Below are 18899 nucleotides of genomic sequence, written 5' to 3' on the forward strand. Positions count from 1 at the left end.
GAATTACTGTTTATTTATACACACATTTTGATTAAGCGGGACCCTGCTTTTTGTTTAAAATAAAAGACAAGGTGTGTCGTGACATTTAAATTTTTGTTAAAAACAACGATTTTTTTCCTTTCGCATTTTTTTACTTTTGAAAATTCAAATGCGGGTTATTTCGATATAAATTCCTCGCTCAGCCAAACTGAGGAGATAATATGGAGTGGTATATACTGGAGACGCTTATCAGTCCCGAATCTAATACATCTTTTTCTTTGATCGTGAACACTCATAATGTTCACCGTATTGTCTGGCATGAGTATTATGTTGACCTGGTACCCGGAAAACATATCCTTCTGAGTAAAGGTAAGTTCATGTTTAAAGGCAAAGAAACGGTCAATTTAATCAGAGCATTAAAAATGATTTTTTACACTCAGAGCACATGGGGCGCCTTGAAAGCCTATACAGGCTGCGAGAAATATCTGGAAGAAGATCGCTGTACCTATATTCAGTGCTGTGCCATTAAGTCCTGCCCCAGGCAATTTCATCAAAAGGAGGTTATTCCGCGTAAAGTCAAAACTTCAGGGTTACATTGAAGCCAGACGCTGACGCTGCGATAAAGCAGTTTCTGAAATTTTTTGTCAACGTTAAGCTTTAACTGATGACTCAGATTTTATGAGGTCCTTTCCCAGCCCGTTATCCGTTTCTGGCGTTTCGGATCCTGTATGTTCGGAGCGTGGGCTGGTTCGGTGTTTCACTGGGCACAAATCTTCTTTGCCGTGTAATTTGTTGTGTGTTGTTGAGCAACCTTATCCCGTCTCGTTTTTCCTCAAAGCGGACCTGCATATTACTTGTCACCTCCCTTGTCCTGTGTCTCAGGAAAGAGGTAAGCACCATGGCTTATAACTGCCGCGGCTCAGATATCACTGTTCGCCACTATACGAGCAGTGGCGACAATGACGTCAGCCGGAAAAAGATGGGTCTGCTTGCCTGGCGGTATTCCATCTTCAGCTTCACCTCTTACGGTTCCGGTGAGTTTTCGAAAGCTGTTCCGGTACGCAGAACGCCGTAGCAGCAGTAAATCAGCTGTTGCATAACTGCCCCGATTGCCACCATTTTTGGTTTACCGCGCGGGCAGCGTCACCCAGCAATGCGTCGCGACGGCGAAGAAGCGCGCTGAGATGCCTGACTTCAGCAGAAGGCGGGACCCAACGGTACGGCTATTTCAGCAAGGCATAACAGACCAGCATATAAGCATCCACCTTATCCGTTTTGGTCAGAATGCCCATGCCACGGTAAAGTCGCGGCTACGATGCGGATTGGTCAGCGAAACGTATGCGCCGCCTCATGCCGTCGTAAAGCATACAGAGAACCAGCGTGCTGCAGGAAACATCAATATCTCCTCTCACATTAACCGTCACGCCTGTTCGCCTTGTACATATGGAGTCGTGCTCCCGGTAACCGTTCAACAAAATGTGATGACGTGAAAGGTGAAGCGGAGGGCCATAAGCTGCCAGACTGGCTCAGGTAATGGACTTGTTCACCCTGCTTCATGTGGTGGTAGCTAAGCACCACGTAATGTTAGTTACAAGAAAATAACGGGGGTTTACCAGGCTGCCGCGTCCCGGGTCATCTGTGCAATATGCACGCTTGTGACGCTTGTGACGCTTGTGACGCTTGTGACGCTTGTGACGCTTGTGACGCTTCGCGGCATTATCCGGACACGCTGCAAGTATTCTGTGCTACCGTTTTTTTACATGCTTTTTTTCACTGTCTGCGAGGTGAACGGGTATGCCTGTCCGGTTTGTTTTTTTGTTATGGTGTCTTATTGCAGCCACGGTGGCTCCGCTGAGAGCCAGCGAGATCAACCTGTACTCCGTCAATACTGGCTCCTTCGTTTATCACCTCATCGGCAATCACGGACTGTATACCGAAAAGTTTGAGAATGATTATTTTTCCGCCGAAAGACGCTTTTCCGCGGATTCGCCGTACAGCATCCTGGCCGGAACGATGAAAAACAGCTACGGGGATCGCTGCATAGCCCTGGGCCTGCGCAGAGACTGGATAACCCGATCGGAATGGACATTTAAAGGTGTGTACGGTTACACAGGCGAGTTCTTTGTGGATGCCTTCAGCCACTGCGGTGATGAAGGCATTTATCGCTCCTTCAAAAACGCGGTCGGTGTAGGATTCGCTCCCTACATCTACCATGCGGCACAGTATAACGTGACAGATTACTTCGGCATTGAGAGCGGGATTATATTTCCCGCTGTGTTTGTTATCAGTGTGCAGTGGAGCTTCAGATAAAAACTTCATCAGTCTGCATTCAGGGGACAAGAGGAAAGAGTTAAGCGTTACGGAGTTCCTGTTACCGCTTTTTCGTTATGGCCCTTTCTTATCTCTCTTGCGTTAGCCCTTGTTACTGGTCGTAGTGGACCCCTGTTTTTATACTCTGGTGTACTGTGTTTCATCCCTTTATAGTACACGCCCGGAGAGCAGGGCGGCTCTTTACCTGAGCTGCGCTTAATAAAGGACATTCTCCGCTTTCCAGAGCAGACAATGAAAAACAACGTACACCGACATTAATCTTTGAGGCAAATTATGAATAACGACGTACCGCTTAAATATTATGACATCGTGGATGAGTACTCGACAGAAACCGCCGAGCCGGTGAAGGCGTCAGAACGTGACCCCTGGCGCGCTATTTCCAGCTGTTAATCACCCGCTTAATGAACAACGAAGAAATCAGTGAAACTGCGCAACAAGAGATGGCCAGCGAAGCGGGTATCAGTGAGCTGCGTATTGATGAAATAGCGACGTTTCTGAATCAATGGGGTAATGAATAACATCGGTTGAAACCATGCTGCTCAGTTAGCGCGACGGGCACGCGCAGTGTTTACGCCTTCAACTGGCGTCCGCTCGCCTGGCGAAAGATTATCGTTAAGAGTTAAACCGAAGACATAGTCTGTGACGGCATTGTGTTTTACACTGCGCGCTGAAAAACTGAATAGATAAACGATTAAGTAGGCGGTAATGGCGATGAACGGAACGATCACAACCTGGTTTCAGGATAAAGGTTTTGGCTTTATCAAGGATGAGAACGGTGACAACCGTTATTTTCATGTGATTAAGGTCGCTAACCCTGAGCTGATTAAGAAAAATGCGTCGGTGACTTTCGAACCGACCACGAATAATAAAGGGTTATCAGCTTATGCTGTGAAAGTCGTGCCGGATAGTAAATACATCTATATTGCTGGCGAGCGTCTTAAGCTTACATCTGTCAAATCTTACCTGGTTTACAGCGAAGAAGTGCCTGCTGATACCCGCATCGATAAAGAAAATGCGGTGCTGTCTGTGGGGATACTGATGAGTAATATCAGGCCGAAAACAGAGGCTAAACCCGGTGAAATGCGCTCGCTGAAAAAACTGGCGATCACCACCTTCCAGGGAACAACTTTAATCTTCTCGGAAGATGAAATTGACGTGGATACCACGGTGAAAATGCTCAAGGGCTGAGTTTTTTGGACTGATTCTGTGCCAGAATCCTCGATTCTCTCTCAGCAGGATTTTGGCATCGCTTAATCCCCTCATTGCGTCCCGATATAAACTTCCTTATAGCGCCTGCAATCAATCTTTCTCCACGTCAGCAGGTCCAGAATGGCTTACGTTTTAGCCTTCATATAGCCACCCGTTCTGTGCATTTCAAATCGTTCTGTTAACCACACGCCCAGCCTTCAACCTATCTCTGTTGTTAATGACGGAGCGACAGAAATCATGAATTTTTCCGGGCTGGCAGAATGTCTCTTCTATACTTGTTCGCGCCTGGTTGAAAATTTCAGCTTCCGCTTGTGTTGTCCCTGTGCTCATGCCTGGTCACATTTTTGACGCGGATTTCAACCGACAGTTAAAACCGGCCAAATTCTGCCGGTTTAAAATAGTCAATTTCAACAGGGGATATGTTTCTATGTCAGATTCTCGAATGTCACGCTGGGGCATCATATTGCTGCTTCTGGCAGCGGTAGTTGGCTTCGCGCTGGCGCTTTATGCCTGGTTAACACCGCTGACGGGCGTCACTGGCACAATCGGCGCGTTGGGGGTTGCTTTAGCTAACATCATTTTGGCTGTGCTTGCCTTTATTCTTCGCGCCTGTTCAGGTCGCGGCTCTCGCATTTCCTGGGGCATTATCATTCTGCTGGGTCTGTTCGGGATTGGTTTCGCCGCACTGCTGCTTCATCAGTGGGTGATTACCGCTGCCATGGTGGTCGGTCTTGTTGGTCTGATTATTATGATCAACAGCCCGGTCAGTCATAAAAAATTCGCCAGAGCCTGAGGAGCCCCCTTGCATAACAATAAACCTATCGAACTCATGAAAGGCAGCCTGACTGCGCTGGCTTTGCTGATGGCCCCAATGACGCTACTGGCGCAGGATAAGGCGACTGAAGCATCCCAGGGAACGCAGGAGAAGCTCGACATTGATGCCGCTGATCAGCAGGCCCCTGGCACCACCACCACCAAAGAAGCCTCTTCCGGCGAGCAACCTGACCAGCAGGTTGATACCGCCACAAACGCAACGACTCCCCTGGTGCCCGCAACAGCAACCTGGGACAGTTTTCATGGTCAGCTGAATGCGCAAAAGTACAGCCCACTCAAGCAGATAACCGCCGATAATGTGGGGCAACTGAAGAAAGTATGGGAGTTCCATACCGGTGACGTTGCAGATGGTAAAGGCGAAATTCCTGCGACTGTCTGGTCAGCCACGCCGGTCTTTGCCAACGATACTATTTACATCGGCACGCCATTTGACCGACTGATTGCCCTTGATCCCGGCACAGGTAAAGAGAAGTGGAGTTATGACACCAAATCACCGCGCGAGGCACTGACGCAACCTGTATTGAAAAATCGTGGTGTTGCCTACTGGCAGGCTAAAAACCCCGTCGCCGGACAGGCGTGCCAGAAAATTGTTTATATGGGAACAGTTAATGCCAGACTCTACGCACTCGACGCTGATTCCGGCAAGCCATGTGAGAACTTCGCCGATCACGGCATGCTCAACGTTGATCAGTGGAACACCATAAACGCCAAATTCCCGCTGTCGCTGCTGCAACCCCCAACCGTGGTAGGCAATCATCTGATCTTTGGCTGGGCAGGTAAAGACTGGGCCTATGCAGAGGCGCCGCCGGGAACCGTTTTCTCAATTAATGCAGAGACGGGAAAACGCGAATGGACCTTTGATGCCATCCCTGCTGATATTCGTCAGCGTACCGGAACGGCTAACGTCTGGACACAAATGTCTGCTGATGCCGCGCATGGCTTGATCTATCTGCCGGTTTCTTCACCTTCGCCGAACTACTGGGGCGGCAATCGTATTGATGCCATCCCGCTCGGCACCTCGACTACGGCACTGGACGTCAATACAGGCAAAGTCGTCTGGTCACGCCAGTGGGTTCACCACGACGTGTGGGATTACGACATTAACTCTGCACCGACGCTAATGGACATTACCGTCAACGGCAAGCAAATTCCGGCACTGATCCAGGCGACAAAACAAGGGTTCCTGTTTGTGGTTAACCGCCTGACAGGTGAGGATGTCTGGCCAATAGAAGAGCGTCCGGTGCCGCAGGGTGACGGTTCTGTGCAGGGCGAAAAACTTTCGCCAACCCAGCCATTCCCGACTAAACCGGCCCCGCTGCTCGATCAGTCGAAAAAACCGGAAATATGGAAACTGGCTGATATTGTCGGTGCCGGTGAGTGTTCACGGCTGTGGGATAACCTGAGCTATGACGGCATGTATACGCCACCGACAACCAAAGGCGAGGGTGCGCTGACCTACCCGGACAGCTCCGGTGGCGTGCAGTGGGGTGGCGTAGCATTCGATCCTCAAAGTCAGACCGCGATTGTTAATACCTCGCATATTGTGCAGTACGTGAAGCTTTATAATCGGGAAGATTATGAAAAAGCCGATACCGGCTCCGGCAACGAGAGCGGATTCGCACCCCAGGAAGGCGCACCTTACGGTATGCGTCTGAAAGTTGCGCAAAACTGGCTTGGCATGCCGTGCTGGCAACCTCCGTTTGGTGAACTGGTGGCACTTGATATGCATACCGGTGACGTGAAATGGCGTCGACCCGTTGGCGCTTCTCAGCAGTACGGTTTCTTTATGCCAGAAAGCTGGGGTTCACCAACCATTGGTGGTCCGGCTGTCACTGCGGGAGGCGTTATTTTTATCGGTGCCTCTATGGACGCCAAAGTTCGTGCTTACTCGCTGGCAAACGGTGAAGAGCTGTGGTCTGACCAGGTTGAAGCGCCAGCCGTGGCGAACCCGTCGGTTTATGAGTATAAGGGGCGTGAATATGTGGCCTTCGTCGCAGGCGGTAACACGATCCTGAAAGATCAGGTGGGTGATCAGGTGGTTGTCTACGCTCTGCCAGAGAGCAGCAACTGATTAGCCTGTAACCGGACAGACCGGGCCTTTATACTGCCCGGGTGTTGTGCAAAAAACCGTAATCTCCAGGGATTACGGTTTTTTATTCGCACCATGAACTGAACAAGGTTAAGCACCGCTTTCTCTACACTGCCAGGTCGCAGAGCATCTCTGCATTATCGTCCGGTTGGCAAGCCCCGCTTTACCGGTCCCGTCCGCTTTAAAATTTCTCATCGAACTTATTTTTTTGAATAGTTAAATCGTCGCTGGCTTTACCGGCCTGAGTTTTGTCCTGTTCAACATCTTTCGCTTCATCACCCGTGAGCGATGTTTTCTCCGGCGTGGTTTTTGTCAGCTGCGGTTTTCCCGTATAAATTTCGTCGGCAGGGAGTCCTGCAGAGGATACCGCCTCGTTGCTCTCTCTGAAGCCCGAAACGTCATTCTGCGACAGTTTGCCGGTGTCATGCATATCAATAATGCTTAAGGCCCGAGGAAGTTGCTCTTCTTCAGCCCGTAGTGTAAGCACAACACCGCCGGAATTCAGCGCATCGTCATACACACTCGCCTGCGCTTCATCCAGGGTATCACCAAATAAACGCTGCCACAGGCCAGGATGGTGGGCTTCGTGACCTTCTTTCTGGAGCCTGTCACCTGAAATTATGTCAATATCGCTGTCATCAAAGCCGGCTTTTAGCAGGCTTCGCTTTGCACCTTCAGCATCAGCAATATTACTGAACATCGTTACGATTTTTTCATGTGCCATGAATTACTCCTTACTGTTTTTGGATGTATGACATCGTCATTTTTCGCTGAGGCTTCCGCAGGTATTGTTAATTTTCGCCGGTTCGCCTGACAAACAAATGAGATAAACAGCGTTGCTCAGCCAAATATTAAGCATAATTAACTGGCTAATTAATCATGGCACATAAAAAGGAAACTACACGGCAGGCAAAAAGCATGGCTTCCGTTTTGAAACCACCATCAGAAACAGAGGTTTTTTAGAAAACCTTATGAGGGTATCCATGAGAACCCGCCGTTCGCCCGCCTTCGTACTTCCCCTTTCCACACCGGTTATGACAGCAAAAAGCCCAGCAGCAAACCACGCATTGCCCGCTGCTGCACAGAGCGGGATAAGCCGCCCTATTTCAGTACTCTACCGTGAAGTTGCGGCGTGGTTATCACTGCCAGTTGCCTTTCAAGCCATATCAAACCGCATCCCGGCGTGTTCATAATGTGATTGCGGTCAACTTATAAAACAGATTTTTAACACATACTAGAATGGTAGTTAGATTCATTTTTCAGACACAGTGAGTGATTCATATGCAAATGACGATGCGTTGGTTTGGAGCGGAAGAAGATAAAATCCCACTGGAACATATACGGCAGGTGCCAGGCGTGTCGGGCGTGGTGGGCGCGCTTTATGATGTACCGGTTGGTGAAGTCTGGCCAAAGGAAAAAATTAAAAACCTGGTTGAGCAGGCCCATGCCGCAGGCCTGACTATGGAGGTTATCGAAAGTGTTAACATTCACGATGACATCAAGATTGGGTTACCCTCCCGCGATCAGTACATTTCCAACTACAAACAAACTATCCGTCATCTGGCCAGTTATGGTGTAAAAGTAATTTGCTATAACTTTATGCCGGTTTTTGACTGGATGAAAACAGACATGAACTATGTTCTGCCTGATGGTTCGCTGACCATGGCATTTGAAAAAGCGGGTATTGATAAAAGTCTGGATGAGGTTGTTAAAGAGGTTCTGGAAAATTCCAACGGGTTTGCCTTACCAGGATGGGAACCTGAACGTCTGGCAAAAGTGCAGGAGTTGTTTGCAAAATACAAAGCGGTGGACGATGCGCTACTGCGGGAAAATCTGGCTTACTTCCTGCGGGCAATCATTCCTGTCTGTGAAGAAGTTGGTATCAAAATGGCAATCCATCCAGACGATCCGCCTTATTCCATTTTTGGCCTGCCACGCGTGGTCAAAAACCGGGATGATTTAGACTGGATTTGCAATGCAGTGGATTCTGAAGCCAACGGCCTCACGTTGTGCACCGGCTCAATCGCAGAAGATCCGGAAAATGATGTTTATGCCATTCTTGGGGAGTTCTCGCGTCGCAAGCGTATCCACTTTGCGCACGTCAGAAATATCAAACTCATAAAAGATAAGGACTTTTACGAGTCCGCACATCCGACGCAATACGGTTCGTTAGATATGCTGCGCGTCATCAAATCTCTGCATGACAATGGCTTTGACGGGTATATCAGACCTGACCACGGTCGTTTTATATGGGGTGAAACAGGCAGGCCCGGTTACGGACTTTATGATCGCGCGCTGGGTGTAACTTATATTCTCGGCTTATGGGAAGCTGTCAGTCAAAAATAACCTCTTACAGCGGGGCCTGCTCCCGCCTCTCTTTTTTCCTCATCATAATAAAACCTGTAAATGCGTTAAGAAACATCATGTCAACTTTCTCCCGACATTAATGGCTCTGGCAGTAAGCCGGGTACGCTGATGTATGACGGGCTTGCTGTTATTTAAAGAGACCTTTGCTATCCCGATGCAGGATACAGATAAAACCCGGGATTGAACGCAACTGATAAATTCAGTGGCGGGCCTGAGCATGGCCATGTGGGCCAGCTGTTTTATTTAAATCTTTCAGTCAGAAGGGGCAATGCGACCACTTCTGACGGGTAAACAAAACAGACTTAATGTTGCGTTTCAGTGTTTGCCGCTGGAACTATGCCGCACGCAGGGCGCGTGCGGCGTGAGATCGGAAGAAGATTAGATGCTGTGACTCACCGCCTGATGCCCATGAGCATGTTCTTCATCAACGATAGGCTCAACTTTACCCATCAGGAACAGGTAGTTAAGAATACCAATTACCACCAGCACCGCTGAGAACACCAGCGCCCAGGTAAAGTGGCCGGTAGCGCCAACAATCGCGCCGGTGATGATGGGGCCAACCGCTCCGCCCATGTTCGAGACGGTGTTTTGCAAACCTGCCACAATCGATACGCTGTTCTGCGGTGCCACATCGCCTGGCAAAGCCCAGACCTGCGATGCCGCAACGGTGGTACCCGATTTGGCGATACACAGCAGCAGCACGGTCATGAAGACAGAATCAGTGAACGGGGCGAACCCGATGCACAGCGCCATCATCAGACCGATAGTGAGGAACAGCTTGCGTGTAGCGGTCAGAGAGAGAATTTTTTGTGCACAATGCGGTCCGATGCCCAACCAGCAATCACCTCAATCACCATGCCGCAAATCAGCGGTAGCGCAGCCACCATCCCCATCTTAAGGAAATCCATACCTTTGTCTTTCACCAGATAAGTGGGCAACCAGGTGATGAAAAAGTAAGAGGTGTAATTGATGGTGAAGAAGCCGATACACATTGCCCAGATGTTGCGATAGCGCAGTAATTTATACCACTTCATGGGGCGCACGCTTTTATCGCCATGTTTTTGCGTCTGACCGTTACGGATCAGGCTGAGCTCGTGTTGGCTGATCTTTTTATGGTCTTCCGGGTTTTCGGCGTAGATAACATACCAGGCGATGACCCAGAACACACCCACGCTGCCGATCACCAGGAAGGTGATGCGCCAGTCCACCATGGCGATCATCCAGACGATTAACGGCATCGCCACCGCGCCGCCAAACTTCGAGGCGCTGTCAAACAGGCCTGAAACCGTGGCGCGTTCGCGATCCGGGAACCAGCGCGCAGTAATTCCGGCATTGCTGGGATAAGCCGCCGCTTCACCGACACCGAGAGCCAGACGCAGTGCCAGCAGCGATTTAAAGCCAGTCGCTAAACCCATCGCCATGGTCGCGATTGACCACCATGCGACGGCAATGCCGAGACCTTTTTTCTGACCGAACCGGTCAGCAAACCAGCCCGCCGGAATTTGCAGCAGGGCATAAGACCAGAAAAACGCAGCCATGATAAAACCCATCATTTCCGGGTTAATATCCAGCTCAGTGATCAAATGTGGCGCCGCCGCAGAGAGCACCGTTCTGTCAATATAGTTAATGGCAATCGCCAGCCACATCAGGCCAGCAATCCACCAGCGGACACGGGTAGAGCGCAGGGTATTGTTCATATTCTGTTCACCTGATCCCCTTTATTTTCGCCGGGCAGAGGCACTGGCTGCATTCATCATTACCGTGACTACGGCATAACGCTCAGGGTGATAAATGTGTTTTCTGCCTTTCTGCAATGCGAAACAGTGGGAATAGTTGTGGTTTATGCAAAAAAGGCAGCGTTAAGCCAGTCCGTTCATGACGTTAACCGGGCGGTCGCCCTGTTTAATGCACTGAATAATCTGCTGCACGCAGCGTTCACCTATTGCGCTGATCGCGCCATCGGTATAGCCAGCGATATGTGAGGTTGGAATAAAGTTCGGCAGCGTGAAAAGGGGATGCTCACTGAGCGGTTCGTGATCGAAGACGTCCGCTGCGGCACCGGCAATCACATTGTCCTGCAGCGCCTGGAACAAATCCTGCTCATTCACCACGCCGCCGCGCGACACGTTGATCAAAAACGCGGATTTCTTCATGCGTCTGATGCGTGCAGTATCGAACAGGTTGCGCGTTTCATTCGTCAGCGGCGTGTGCAGTGTGATGAAATCGCTCTGTTCGGTCAGCTGATCCATGCTGACAAATTCAATACCGTGCTCAGCGGCAAATTTTTCATCAGGATAAAAATCAAAGGCGATGACGCGCATGTTGAAGCCTTTGGCACGCAGCGCGACCTGCTTACCAATATTACCTAAGCCAGTAATGCCCAGGGTTTTACCGTATACATCTGTGGCAAAAATGCGCGGCCAGTTGCCTGCCCGGGTTTCCGTGGCCGCCTGCGTCACCTGACGCGCGCTGTTGAGTATCAGGGCGAAAGCAAAATCTGCGACCGCGTGTTTATTGGCGTCCGGCACGTTGGTCACGTAGATATGGCGTTCGCGTGTCGCATCCAGATCGATGTTGTCAACGCCCACGCCGTGCTTACATATCACTTTTAACTGCGGCGCTTTCGCCAGCATTTCTTCGTTAACGTTGGTAAAGGCCACGATCATGGCAACGGTTTCTGCCAGATGCGGTTCCAGCGCCGACAGCGGTGCATCGGCAGGCAGAGCGATCAGCTCAAAGCCGTGTTGTTTCAGTGTTTCAATCGGCGTCGCGTCATATTTTGCAAACGACGGCGAGGTGCAAATTACTTTCATAGGGTTCCCCGGTGTCAGGTTTCAGGCAAGGGCAGCAAGAACTGCCCTGACAGCCTGTTACTGCAAATACTGATTAACGATCTGGCGGATCTTTTGCTCTTCTTCCGCACTGAAATGCACCGCGTAGCGGCTTTCACCCACATCGTAACCAAGCAGCGTCACGGCTTTTTTTACAGCAGCGGGTGAAAAACCAACGCTGTAAAGATCGGTACGCAGGCCGGTCACGCTTTCCTGTGCCAGGCGCGAACCTTCGGTATCGCCCGCGTTAAAACGAGCCCAGATGGCGTTGATCTCTTTTGGCGCAACGTTCGCGAGGCCAGAAATACAGGCTGAACAGCCCTCAACAAACCCCTGATGGATCAGTGAATCCGGCCCGTTCAGCACGTCAAAATTATCAATGCCCTCAGCGGCTTTCAGGAAACCGCTCAGGCTTTCATAGCTGCCCGCTGAATCTTTGATACCGATAATGTTGGGGTGCGACGCCAGCTTGCGCACGGTTTCCGGCTGTAAGGTATTACCGGTACGCGCCGGAATGTTGTAGAGGAACAGCGGCACCTCGAGTGCATCAGCCACGGTCTGATAGTGGTAAATCAGCTCGTCCTGCTTCAGCGGCACGAAATAGGGCGTAATCACCGATACGGCATCCACACCCAGCCTGGCGATTTGCTTGCCGAGACGGATGGTTTCACGAGTGGAGATTTCACCAATGTGTGCCACCACTGGCGCGCTGCCGTTCACTTCATCGACGCAGGTTGCGGTGACAGCGATTTTTTCCTGTTCGTTCAGCACAAAGAACTCGCCATTAGTGCCGCCACAAAAGATGCCGTTACCGGCATTCAACTGGCGTTTAACCTGCTCACGTTGCGTGACAGGATTGAACGCGCCATTGCTATCAAAGGTGGTGACAATGGCGGTCAGCACGCCGTTAATTTTTTTGCTCATGAGGGTCCTCATTATTCCTGGTGTGAAGGAAACAGCGTCAGATAAACGTCGCGCACATCATTTGCCGTAACCGCCGTTGGCACATTTTTCATCAGGCGTTGCACATCAAGGGCCGCTTCCACTAAATAAGGCAGGTGGTCCGGGCTGATACCCAGCTCTTCCAGGCTGGCGGGCAAATTCAGGCGTTTCACCAGTGCGGTGAAATACTCCACCAGCGCGTAAGATTTGGCCTCGTCATCCAGCGTCGCGTCGGCATCTGGCAGCAGGTCGTAAGCCTGAGCGAATTTGCTCACCGCCGCAGGACGTATAAAACGCATGCAGGGGGCCAGTAAGATTGCATTAGCCACGCCGTGGGGCAGGTGATATTTGCCCCTAACGGATAAGACATGGCGTGTACCAGATGCGTCCCGGCGTGGGCGATCGATGCGCCGCCGTAATAAGATGCCCACAGCATTTCCAGGCGCGCCTGCAAATTGCCCGGCTCATTAATGGTGGTTTCAAGGTTGGCAAACAGTTTCTTCATGCCTGTTAGCGCATAGTTGTCAGCAACCGGATTCGAGACAGTGGCAGTGAAACATTCAATCAGGTGGCAAAGCGCATCAATGCCGGTGGAAGAAGCGATGTGCCCCGGCATACTGGTCGTGAGTTCCGGCACCAGCGCGACGAAATCGGGCAGCATCACCGGCGAAATAATACCGACTTTGGTCTCTTTCTCCGGGATCGCCAGAATCGCGTTTGGCGTGGCTTCCGAGCCGGTTCCGGCAGTCGTTGGAATCAACAGCGAAGTCGTACGCTGCTGTGGCTTTTCGCCCGCCAGCAGTAATTCCAGCGTCGGCGCATTTTTGACGCACAGCACAGACAGCAGTTTAGCAACATCCAGTACGCTGCCACCGCCCACGCCAATTACCAGATCGACATCACGCGAGGGCAGTGCGCTCAGAATAGCTGCGACGTCATGCTGGCTCGGTTCTGGCGGCACGCTATTGACCACACTGACCGTCGCGATCTGCTGTTTCAGTTGCGCGATCAAAGCCTGTACTGCCGGAATGCCTTCGATATTCTTATCGGTCACCAGTAACGCTTTTTCTTTTCCGTTAAGCAGATAGCTCATGTCGTTCAGCGACTGGTAACCACTGATAACCGTGCTGTTGATATTCATTTCATGCCCTTATTGCCGTGAATCTGAACTGAATGATTGCATTTGCTCATATCAGTGCGAGTGCTGTCACTTACTGTGGGTCAATTTATAGGGCATATCGATTTTGATTAATTTGATCTTGCTCACATATAATCAATCGTGATTGAATATAATCATTATTAGCGGCAAACCGCCGACACAGGAGAGACGATGACGCAGCCGTTATGGAAAACCCCGGTCCTGGTTATTGCCGATGACTTCACCGGTGCGAATGATGCGGGCAGTGGATTAGCGCAGGCGGGTGCCCGGGTGCATGTGCTGTTCAACAGCGATACGCCCGTTAACCGCGAAGCCGCAGACGTCTGGGTCATCAGCACTGACAGCCGTGCCGTCAGCGCCGGGCTGGCGGCACAACGCATCACACAGGTAGTAAAGCAACATCAGCCACAGCAGGGCTGGTTATTTAAAAAAATTGATTCAACGCTGCGTGGCAACGTCGGTGCAGAAGTGAGCGCCGCACTGGCGGCCAGCGGCAAACAGTTAGCATTAATTGTGCCCGCCGTGCCACGGCTGGGGCGCACCACGCGACACGGCGCGGTGTATCTCAATGATGTGCTGTTAACCGAAACAGAGTTTGCCAGCGATCCCAAAACACCCATTCTCAGCGCCAGCGTGTTGCAACAACTGCAACTGGCGGGAAGCCAGATCGATCTCACCACGCTACGTAGCGACCATCTGGACAGGGTATTAGCTGATCTGCACGGCGTGGTGGTGGTAGATGCAGAGCAGGACGCAGATATTCGCCGTCTGATGCAGGCAGCGGCGCGTTTAAAGGAAACGCCACTGTTAGTGGGCGCGGCAGGATTAAGTGATGCGCTGGGTGCGCACCTTTCCACCCGCGCAGCGAAACCGGTTTTAGCGGTTATTGGCTCGATGAGCAGCAGCGCGCAGCAGCAAATCATTCAGCTGGCGCAGCAGCACGAAATTACCCTGATTGATGTTGAGATTGCGCAACTGTTTAAGCAGCCAGCATGGCCGTCAATGGCTGAGTGGCTTGCACAAAGCGCGGCATCGCTACGGGCAGGTCAGCACACGGTGATCCGTACCTGTCAGCATGCCAGCCAACGGTATGAAATTGATCGGCTTTGCCAGCAGCACAACCTGACACGGCAGCAGTTGGGTGAGGCGATCTGCCAGTTTTTAGGCGAACTAACGCACGCTTTACTGACGCAACAGCAGCCCGAGGCGCTTTATTTGTCCGGCGGCGATGTGGCAATTGCGGTGGCTCAGGCCCTGGGGGCCAGCGGTTTTCAAATTCAGGGTCTGGTGGCGGGCTGTGTGCCGCACGGGGTTCTGCTTAACAGTGAATTTAACTTGCCGGTGATGACCAAAGCGGGTGGCTTTGGCGACGAAAACACCCTGGTAGCAGCCATTCGTTTTATTGAGGAGAAGTTGAGTGAATAAAATCATTGCGGTGACTATGGGCGATCCGGCGGGCATCAGTCCGGAAATTATCATCAAGTCGCTGTCTCAGGGGGATTTGAACGGCGCGCCAGCAATCGTGGTCGGTTGCGCCAGTACTCTGCGTCGCATCATGGGCATGAACATTACTCCACAAGCCGAACTGCGAGTGCTCGAAAGGGTAAAAGATGCGCATTTCGCGCCGGGCATTATCAATGTAATTGACGAGCCCCTGGCTAATCCTGACGCCTTAAGACCCGGAGTGGTGCAGAAAGAAGCGGGCGATCTGGCCTGGCGCTGCATTAAACGCGCAACCGAACTGGCGCTGGCTGGTGAAGTGCAGGCGATCGCTACTGCACCTCTGAATAAAGAGGCGCTGCACTCGGCGGGGCATATTTATCCTGGTCATACGGAATTACTGGCCCATCTCACCAACACCAGAGATTATGCCATGGTGCTCTATACCGATAAGCTGAAAGTGATTCATGTCACTACGCATATCGCGCTGCGTAAGTTCCTCGACACCCTGAATCGCGAGCGCATCGAGACGGTGATTGGTATGGCAGATACTTTCCTGCGCCGCGTTGGTTTTGAGAAACCGCGCATTGCCGTGGCGGGCGTTAACCCACACGCTGGCGAAAACGGGCTGTTTGGCGATGAAGAGATTACCACTGTCGCCCCCTCGATCAGAGCGATGAAAGAGCAGGGCGTTGATGTTTACGGGCCTTGTCCGCCGGATACCGTGTTCCTGCAATGCCAGGAAGGACAATACGATATTGTGGTAGCGATGTATCACGATCAGGGACACATCCCGCTGAAGCTTTTAGGCTTTTATGATGGCGTAAATATCACCGCCGGCTTGCCCTTTATTCGTACTTCAGCCGACCACGGCACCGCGTTTGATATCGCGTGGACAGGTAAAGCGAAGTCTGAGAGCATGGCGATCTCCATCAAACTCGCGATGCAGCTCGCATAGGGAAATATGAAGGGACAAAGTCGTCTTGATCAGATTATGGACTATCTGAAGAGTCATAATCTGGTGACGGTAGAGCAGCTGGTGAGCGCCATTTGCGCCTCACCGGCTACCATCCGGCGTGATTTGATTAAGCTGGATAAAGAGGGCGTAATCAGCCGCAGCCACGGCGGCGTCACCCTGAACCGCTTTATTCCAAGCCAGCCCACCACGCTGGAGAAGATGCAGCGCAACCTGGCTGAGAAGCAGGCGATTGCAGAGCTGGCCGCCCGTTTTGTGCAGTCCGGCGACGCGGTAGTGCTGGATGCGGGCACCACCATGCTTGAACTGGCGCGACAGCTGACGCATCTGCCGCTGCGGGTCATCACGGCTGATTTACATATCGCGCTGTTTCTGTCTGAATTCAAACAGATTGAAGTTACCATTATCGGCGGTCGCATTGATGACTCCAGCCAGTCCTGCATTGGCGAGCATGGCCGCCGCCTGTTGCGCAGCATCAATCCTGACATCGCTTTTGTCAGCTGTAACTCGTGGAGCCTGGAGCGCGGTATTACCACCCCCACAGAAGAAAAGGCGGGACTGAAATACGATCTGCTGGCAAATGCCGGACGACGGGTGCTGCTGGCCGACAGCAGTAAATATGGTTCATGGTCGCTGTTTTGCGCTTCACCACTGGCTAACCTGACCGACATTATTACGGATAAAAACCTGGACAGTGACATCTGCCACCTGTTGCATGAGCGCGGCATTATGTTAACGCTTACAGCATAAAAAGCGGCAAATTGCGCTGTACCGCGAGGCTTTATTCGCGTCATTTAGCGGAATCAGACAGCAGACATATGATCGCTGACATATTGCAGGACACATGCTTAACCCATTTTTACACTGACGGATCAAAACATGCACTGCTCAGCCAGTATCTTTTTAAAATCAACCCGATCCTGTAAAACTCTTACAGGAGAGGCAATGATTTTTGTGAAGTCTGGCTACCTTTGCTGAGCATCTGTACCTTTTTGCACACAGGCTGTCCACTTTTTCTGTGGATAAGTTCTGCCAGCACAACAGGCGAGAATTTCAGCATCTCAGATAAAAGTTTCCAGACTGCACACTGCTGGCGAACTGTAATAACCTGAAAAAGTTGCGCAAAAATATGTGAATTGCTGGCAGCAGGCGCGGCATCCTGAAGCCCTATTGTCCGCTTTTTAGAACAGGGCATTTCAGACTACTGGCAGGCAGGATCGGGGCGCAAAACAGATAAAACCGGAAAACCAGATGCAGAGAGCTAAGCTGATTTCCGGCTTGATATCAGCTCAGTTTAAAGCAGGAAATCATCCAGTGACTGGCCATTTTCCAGGGCTGCTTTGATCGGTGAGGGGGTTCGGCCCTGACCGGTCCAGTGTCTGGCATTGCCGTTTTCATCACTGTATTTGTATTTAGCAGGCCGGGGCGCACGCTTATTTTTACGGGGCCCGACTGATTGTGTTCCGTTGACCAACTCTTCCGGAGAGATGTTATCTTCCAGGAGTAGCTCACGATACAGGGCGAGTTTTTCAGCTTTTTTTCGCGCTTCAGCTTCAGTCGCCTGTAACGCTTCACGCTGCTCACTGACCACGATGCTCAGCTTTTCTAACATCTCTTCCAAAATACTTAGTGTCGTATTGCGCGCCTGAGCACGTAAGGTACGAACGTTATTCAGTTCGCTCAGGTTTTTACTCATTAAAAACTTCCTCAAATATACTGAACCTACATACAGCAAAGATTCACTGTAAGCGGCAAATATACCATTTTTAGCTCTGCTCTAAAAATTTTATAACCTTTTCAATGCTATCTGAGGAGCGTATTGGCCTGGCGTGGATCTAGCGGAGGGATAAAAGGGTTGACGCAGTGTTAGTGATGCAGTGCCAGCACGCCGATTAACAATAAATGACCGACGTCTGCATGATAAAAAAGCGACTTGGCCAGACGCGCCGGAACAGCACTCTCGGAACTGCCGAGACAAAACCGATCGCAACCGGTAAAAACAGCAGCGCCGCCAGACCGACATTGATGATACTGATATCAGTCATTGATGAAGGTGTGCTGTAAATCTGCTGAGCCACCAGCGCCAGCAGCAGAGCGGCCATGAAAAGCAGGCTGTCAGAAAGCGGTGCGAAGCGAAATCCAGCCACACACATCAAAGCAAAAAGCATACTGTTGAGACCACAGCCCGAGGGCGTCAGAGGCCAGGCAAGCAAAAGGAGCAGAGCAATACCCGCCATAATGCCATTTGTGCCATAACGGGCTTGCCAGGATAAAAGCTGCGTGCATCCAGCAAACAGGAACAGAATATTCAGCGCCAGCCACGACTGACCGCTGCCCATAAATGCGAGCCAGAACACCGGTTGGGTGATAAAAGCCCACAGCCATAAACGCATCGCCTGCCGCTGCAGCTTAGTGCCCGCTGCCGGAAGATTAGCGGCCCAGACCAGAGTGAAAAGCGGGAAAGCCATTCGCCCGGCAGCATAGAGCAATGAATGACTGCCGTGCAGAAGTACTGTATTGACGTGATCGGCCAGCATAGCTGCCAGCGCCAGCGTTTTCAGCACGTCAGTCTGAAACGGCGTAAACGCCCGCAGCAGATTGAATACACTCAACGTGCGTAGTGATGACAGGGCAGAATACATAGCGTAGCTTTTCAGGATTATTGACGAACCCTGACAATATACAAAAGGCGTGCCGCTGAAAAGCGTTTGCGCTGGCTTGATAACTGGCTTGATAAAATGA

14 protein-coding genes and 4 pseudogenes are annotated in these 18899 nt (G+C 51.2%); 10 read left to right on the forward strand and 8 right to left on the reverse strand.

The features are described from left to right. The first annotated feature begins 200 nt into the window (after positions 1–200). The gene (locus tag O3W44_RS24365) at positions 201–578 is read left to right on the forward strand and encodes a hypothetical protein (RefSeq protein ID WP_269295204.1); all 378 of its coding nucleotides are present in this window, start codon (positions 201–203) and stop codon (positions 576–578) included. A gap of 522 nt (positions 579–1100) precedes the next feature. Here O3W44_RS24365 and O3W44_RS24370 read toward each other — a convergent pair. After that, a pseudogene (locus O3W44_RS24370) lies at positions 1101–1324 on the reverse strand (IS110 family transposase); the annotation flags it as partial. A gap of 449 nt (positions 1325–1773) precedes the next feature. Between O3W44_RS24370 and O3W44_RS24375 the strand changes: the two are divergent. From O3W44_RS24375 to O3W44_RS24395, 5 genes and pseudogenes are all read left to right on the forward strand, one after another. Continuing rightward, positions 1774–2289 (forward strand): hypothetical protein, encoded by a 516-nt coding sequence (locus O3W44_RS24375; protein ID WP_269295205.1) that lies wholly within the window; start codon positions 1774–1776, stop codon positions 2287–2289. 294 nt (positions 2290–2583) lie between these two features. Further along, a pseudogene (locus O3W44_RS24380) lies at positions 2584–2828 on the forward strand (YmjA family protein). Positions 2829–3015: 187 nt separating this feature from the next. Then, on the forward strand, positions 3016–3498 hold the full coding sequence (locus tag O3W44_RS24385; protein WP_269295206.1) for a cold-shock protein: 483 nt from the start codon (positions 3016–3018) through the stop codon (positions 3496–3498). 448 nt (positions 3499–3946) lie between these two features. Beyond that, positions 3947–4312, forward strand: coding sequence for a hypothetical protein (locus O3W44_RS24390; RefSeq protein WP_269295207.1), 366 nt, complete (start codon positions 3947–3949; stop codon positions 4310–4312). A gap of 36 nt (positions 4313–4348) precedes the next feature. Beyond that, on the forward strand, positions 4349–6424 hold the full coding sequence (locus O3W44_RS24395; RefSeq protein WP_442954703.1) for a pyrroloquinoline quinone-dependent dehydrogenase: 2076 nt from the start codon (positions 4349–4351) through the stop codon (positions 6422–6424). 199 nt (positions 6425–6623) lie between these two features. On the opposite strand, the gene O3W44_RS24400 is transcribed toward O3W44_RS24395, so the two are convergent. Beyond that, a complete protein-coding gene (locus O3W44_RS24400; protein ID WP_269295209.1) occupies positions 6624–7166 on the reverse strand; it encodes a hypothetical protein in 543 nt (180 codons plus the stop codon). Between the two features lie 557 nt (positions 7167–7723). Here O3W44_RS24400 and uxuA point away from each other — a divergent pair. After that, positions 7724–8788 (forward strand): mannonate dehydratase, encoded by a 1065-nt coding sequence (uxuA, locus tag O3W44_RS24405; RefSeq protein ID WP_269295210.1) that lies wholly within the window; start codon positions 7724–7726, stop codon positions 8786–8788. Between the two features lie 399 nt (positions 8789–9187). On the opposite strand, the pseudogene O3W44_RS24410 reads toward uxuA, so the two are convergent. The 4 genes and pseudogenes from O3W44_RS24410 to O3W44_RS24425 form a co-directional block, all read right to left on the reverse strand. Then, a pseudogene (locus O3W44_RS24410) lies at positions 9188–10506 on the reverse strand (MFS transporter). 162 nt (positions 10507–10668) lie between these two features. Then, positions 10669–11622, reverse strand: coding sequence for a phosphoglycerate dehydrogenase (locus O3W44_RS24415; RefSeq protein ID WP_269295211.1), 954 nt, complete (start codon positions 11620–11622; stop codon positions 10669–10671). A gap of 57 nt (positions 11623–11679) precedes the next feature. Beyond that, positions 11680–12564: a dihydrodipicolinate synthase family protein gene (locus tag O3W44_RS24420; protein ID WP_269295212.1), complete on the reverse strand. Its 885-nt coding sequence runs from the start codon at positions 12562–12564 to the stop codon at positions 11680–11682. Positions 12565–12575: 11 nt separating this feature from the next. Beyond that, positions 12576–13723 (reverse strand): annotated as a pseudogene (locus tag O3W44_RS24425) (iron-containing alcohol dehydrogenase). A 189-nt stretch (positions 13724–13912) separates the two neighbouring features. On the opposite strand from O3W44_RS24425, the gene dtnK reads away from it, so the two are divergent. From dtnK to O3W44_RS24440, 3 genes are read left to right on the forward strand one after another with little or no spacing between them, the layout of a single operon-like run. Beyond that, positions 13913–15166, forward strand: coding sequence for a D-threonate kinase (gene dtnK / locus O3W44_RS24430; protein WP_269295213.1), 1254 nt, complete (start codon positions 13913–13915; stop codon positions 15164–15166). Further along, complete coding sequence (locus O3W44_RS24435) at positions 15159–16139, forward strand: D-threonate 4-phosphate dehydrogenase (protein WP_269295214.1); 981 nt, start codon at positions 15159–15161, stop codon at positions 16137–16139. Before dtnK ends, O3W44_RS24435 begins: the two co-directional genes overlap by 8 nt. Positions 16140–16145: 6 nt before the next feature. Further along, positions 16146–16907 carry a DeoR/GlpR family DNA-binding transcription regulator gene (locus O3W44_RS24440; protein ID WP_269295215.1) on the forward strand — a complete coding sequence of 254 codons (762 nt, stop codon included), beginning with the start codon at positions 16146–16148 and terminating at the stop codon, positions 16905–16907. A 544-nt stretch (positions 16908–17451) separates the two neighbouring features. Here O3W44_RS24440 and O3W44_RS24445 read toward each other — a convergent pair. Continuing rightward, on the reverse strand, positions 17452–17853 hold the full coding sequence (locus O3W44_RS24445) for an H-NS family histone-like protein (RefSeq protein ID WP_269295216.1): 402 nt from the start codon (positions 17851–17853) through the stop codon (positions 17452–17454). A gap of 196 nt (positions 17854–18049) precedes the next feature. After that, positions 18050–18799 carry a TraX family protein gene (locus O3W44_RS24450; RefSeq protein ID WP_269295217.1) on the reverse strand — a complete coding sequence of 250 codons (750 nt, stop codon included), beginning with the start codon at positions 18797–18799 and terminating at the stop codon, positions 18050–18052. Positions 18800–18899: the final 100 nt, after the last annotated feature.

The sequence above is a fragment of the Pantoea sp. LMR881 genome (genome assembly GCF_027157825.1).
Classification (GTDB): Bacteria; Pseudomonadota; Gammaproteobacteria; order Enterobacterales; family Enterobacteriaceae; genus Pantoea; species Pantoea haifensis.

Excerpts from the sequence above, each read along its gene's own strand:
- O3W44_RS24365 (WP_269295204.1), top strand. The coding sequence starts at position 201 with ATGGAGTGGTATATACTGGAGACGCTTATCAGTCCCGAATCTAATACA.
- O3W44_RS24375 (WP_269295205.1), top strand. The coding sequence starts at position 1,774 with ATGCCTGTCCGGTTTGTTTTTTTGTTATGGTGTCTTATTGCAGCCACG.
- O3W44_RS24385 (WP_269295206.1), top strand. The coding sequence starts at position 3,016 with ATGGCGATGAACGGAACGATCACAACCTGGTTTCAGGATAAAGGTTTT.
- O3W44_RS24390 (WP_269295207.1), top strand. The coding sequence starts at position 3,947 with ATGTCAGATTCTCGAATGTCACGCTGGGGCATCATATTGCTGCTTCTG.
- O3W44_RS24395 (WP_442954703.1), top strand. The coding sequence starts at position 4,349 with ATGAAAGGCAGCCTGACTGCGCTGGCTTTGCTGATGGCCCCAATGACG.
- O3W44_RS24400 (WP_269295209.1), bottom strand. The coding sequence starts at position 7,166 with ATGGCACATGAAAAAATCGTAACGATGTTCAGTAATATTGCTGATGCT.
- uxuA (WP_269295210.1), top strand. The coding sequence starts at position 7,724 with ATGCAAATGACGATGCGTTGGTTTGGAGCGGAAGAAGATAAAATCCCA.
- O3W44_RS24415 (WP_269295211.1), bottom strand. The coding sequence starts at position 11,622 with ATGAAAGTAATTTGCACCTCGCCGTCGTTTGCAAAATATGACGCGACG.
- O3W44_RS24420 (WP_269295212.1), bottom strand. The coding sequence starts at position 12,564 with ATGAGCAAAAAAATTAACGGCGTGCTGACCGCCATTGTCACCACCTTT.
- dtnK (WP_269295213.1), top strand. The coding sequence starts at position 13,913 with ATGACGCAGCCGTTATGGAAAACCCCGGTCCTGGTTATTGCCGATGAC.
- O3W44_RS24440 (WP_269295215.1), top strand. The coding sequence starts at position 16,146 with ATGAAGGGACAAAGTCGTCTTGATCAGATTATGGACTATCTGAAGAGT.
- O3W44_RS24445 (WP_269295216.1), bottom strand. The coding sequence starts at position 17,853 with ATGAGTAAAAACCTGAGCGAACTGAATAACGTTCGTACCTTACGTGCT.
- O3W44_RS24450 (WP_269295217.1), bottom strand. The coding sequence starts at position 18,799 with ATGTATTCTGCCCTGTCATCACTACGCACGTTGAGTGTATTCAATCTG.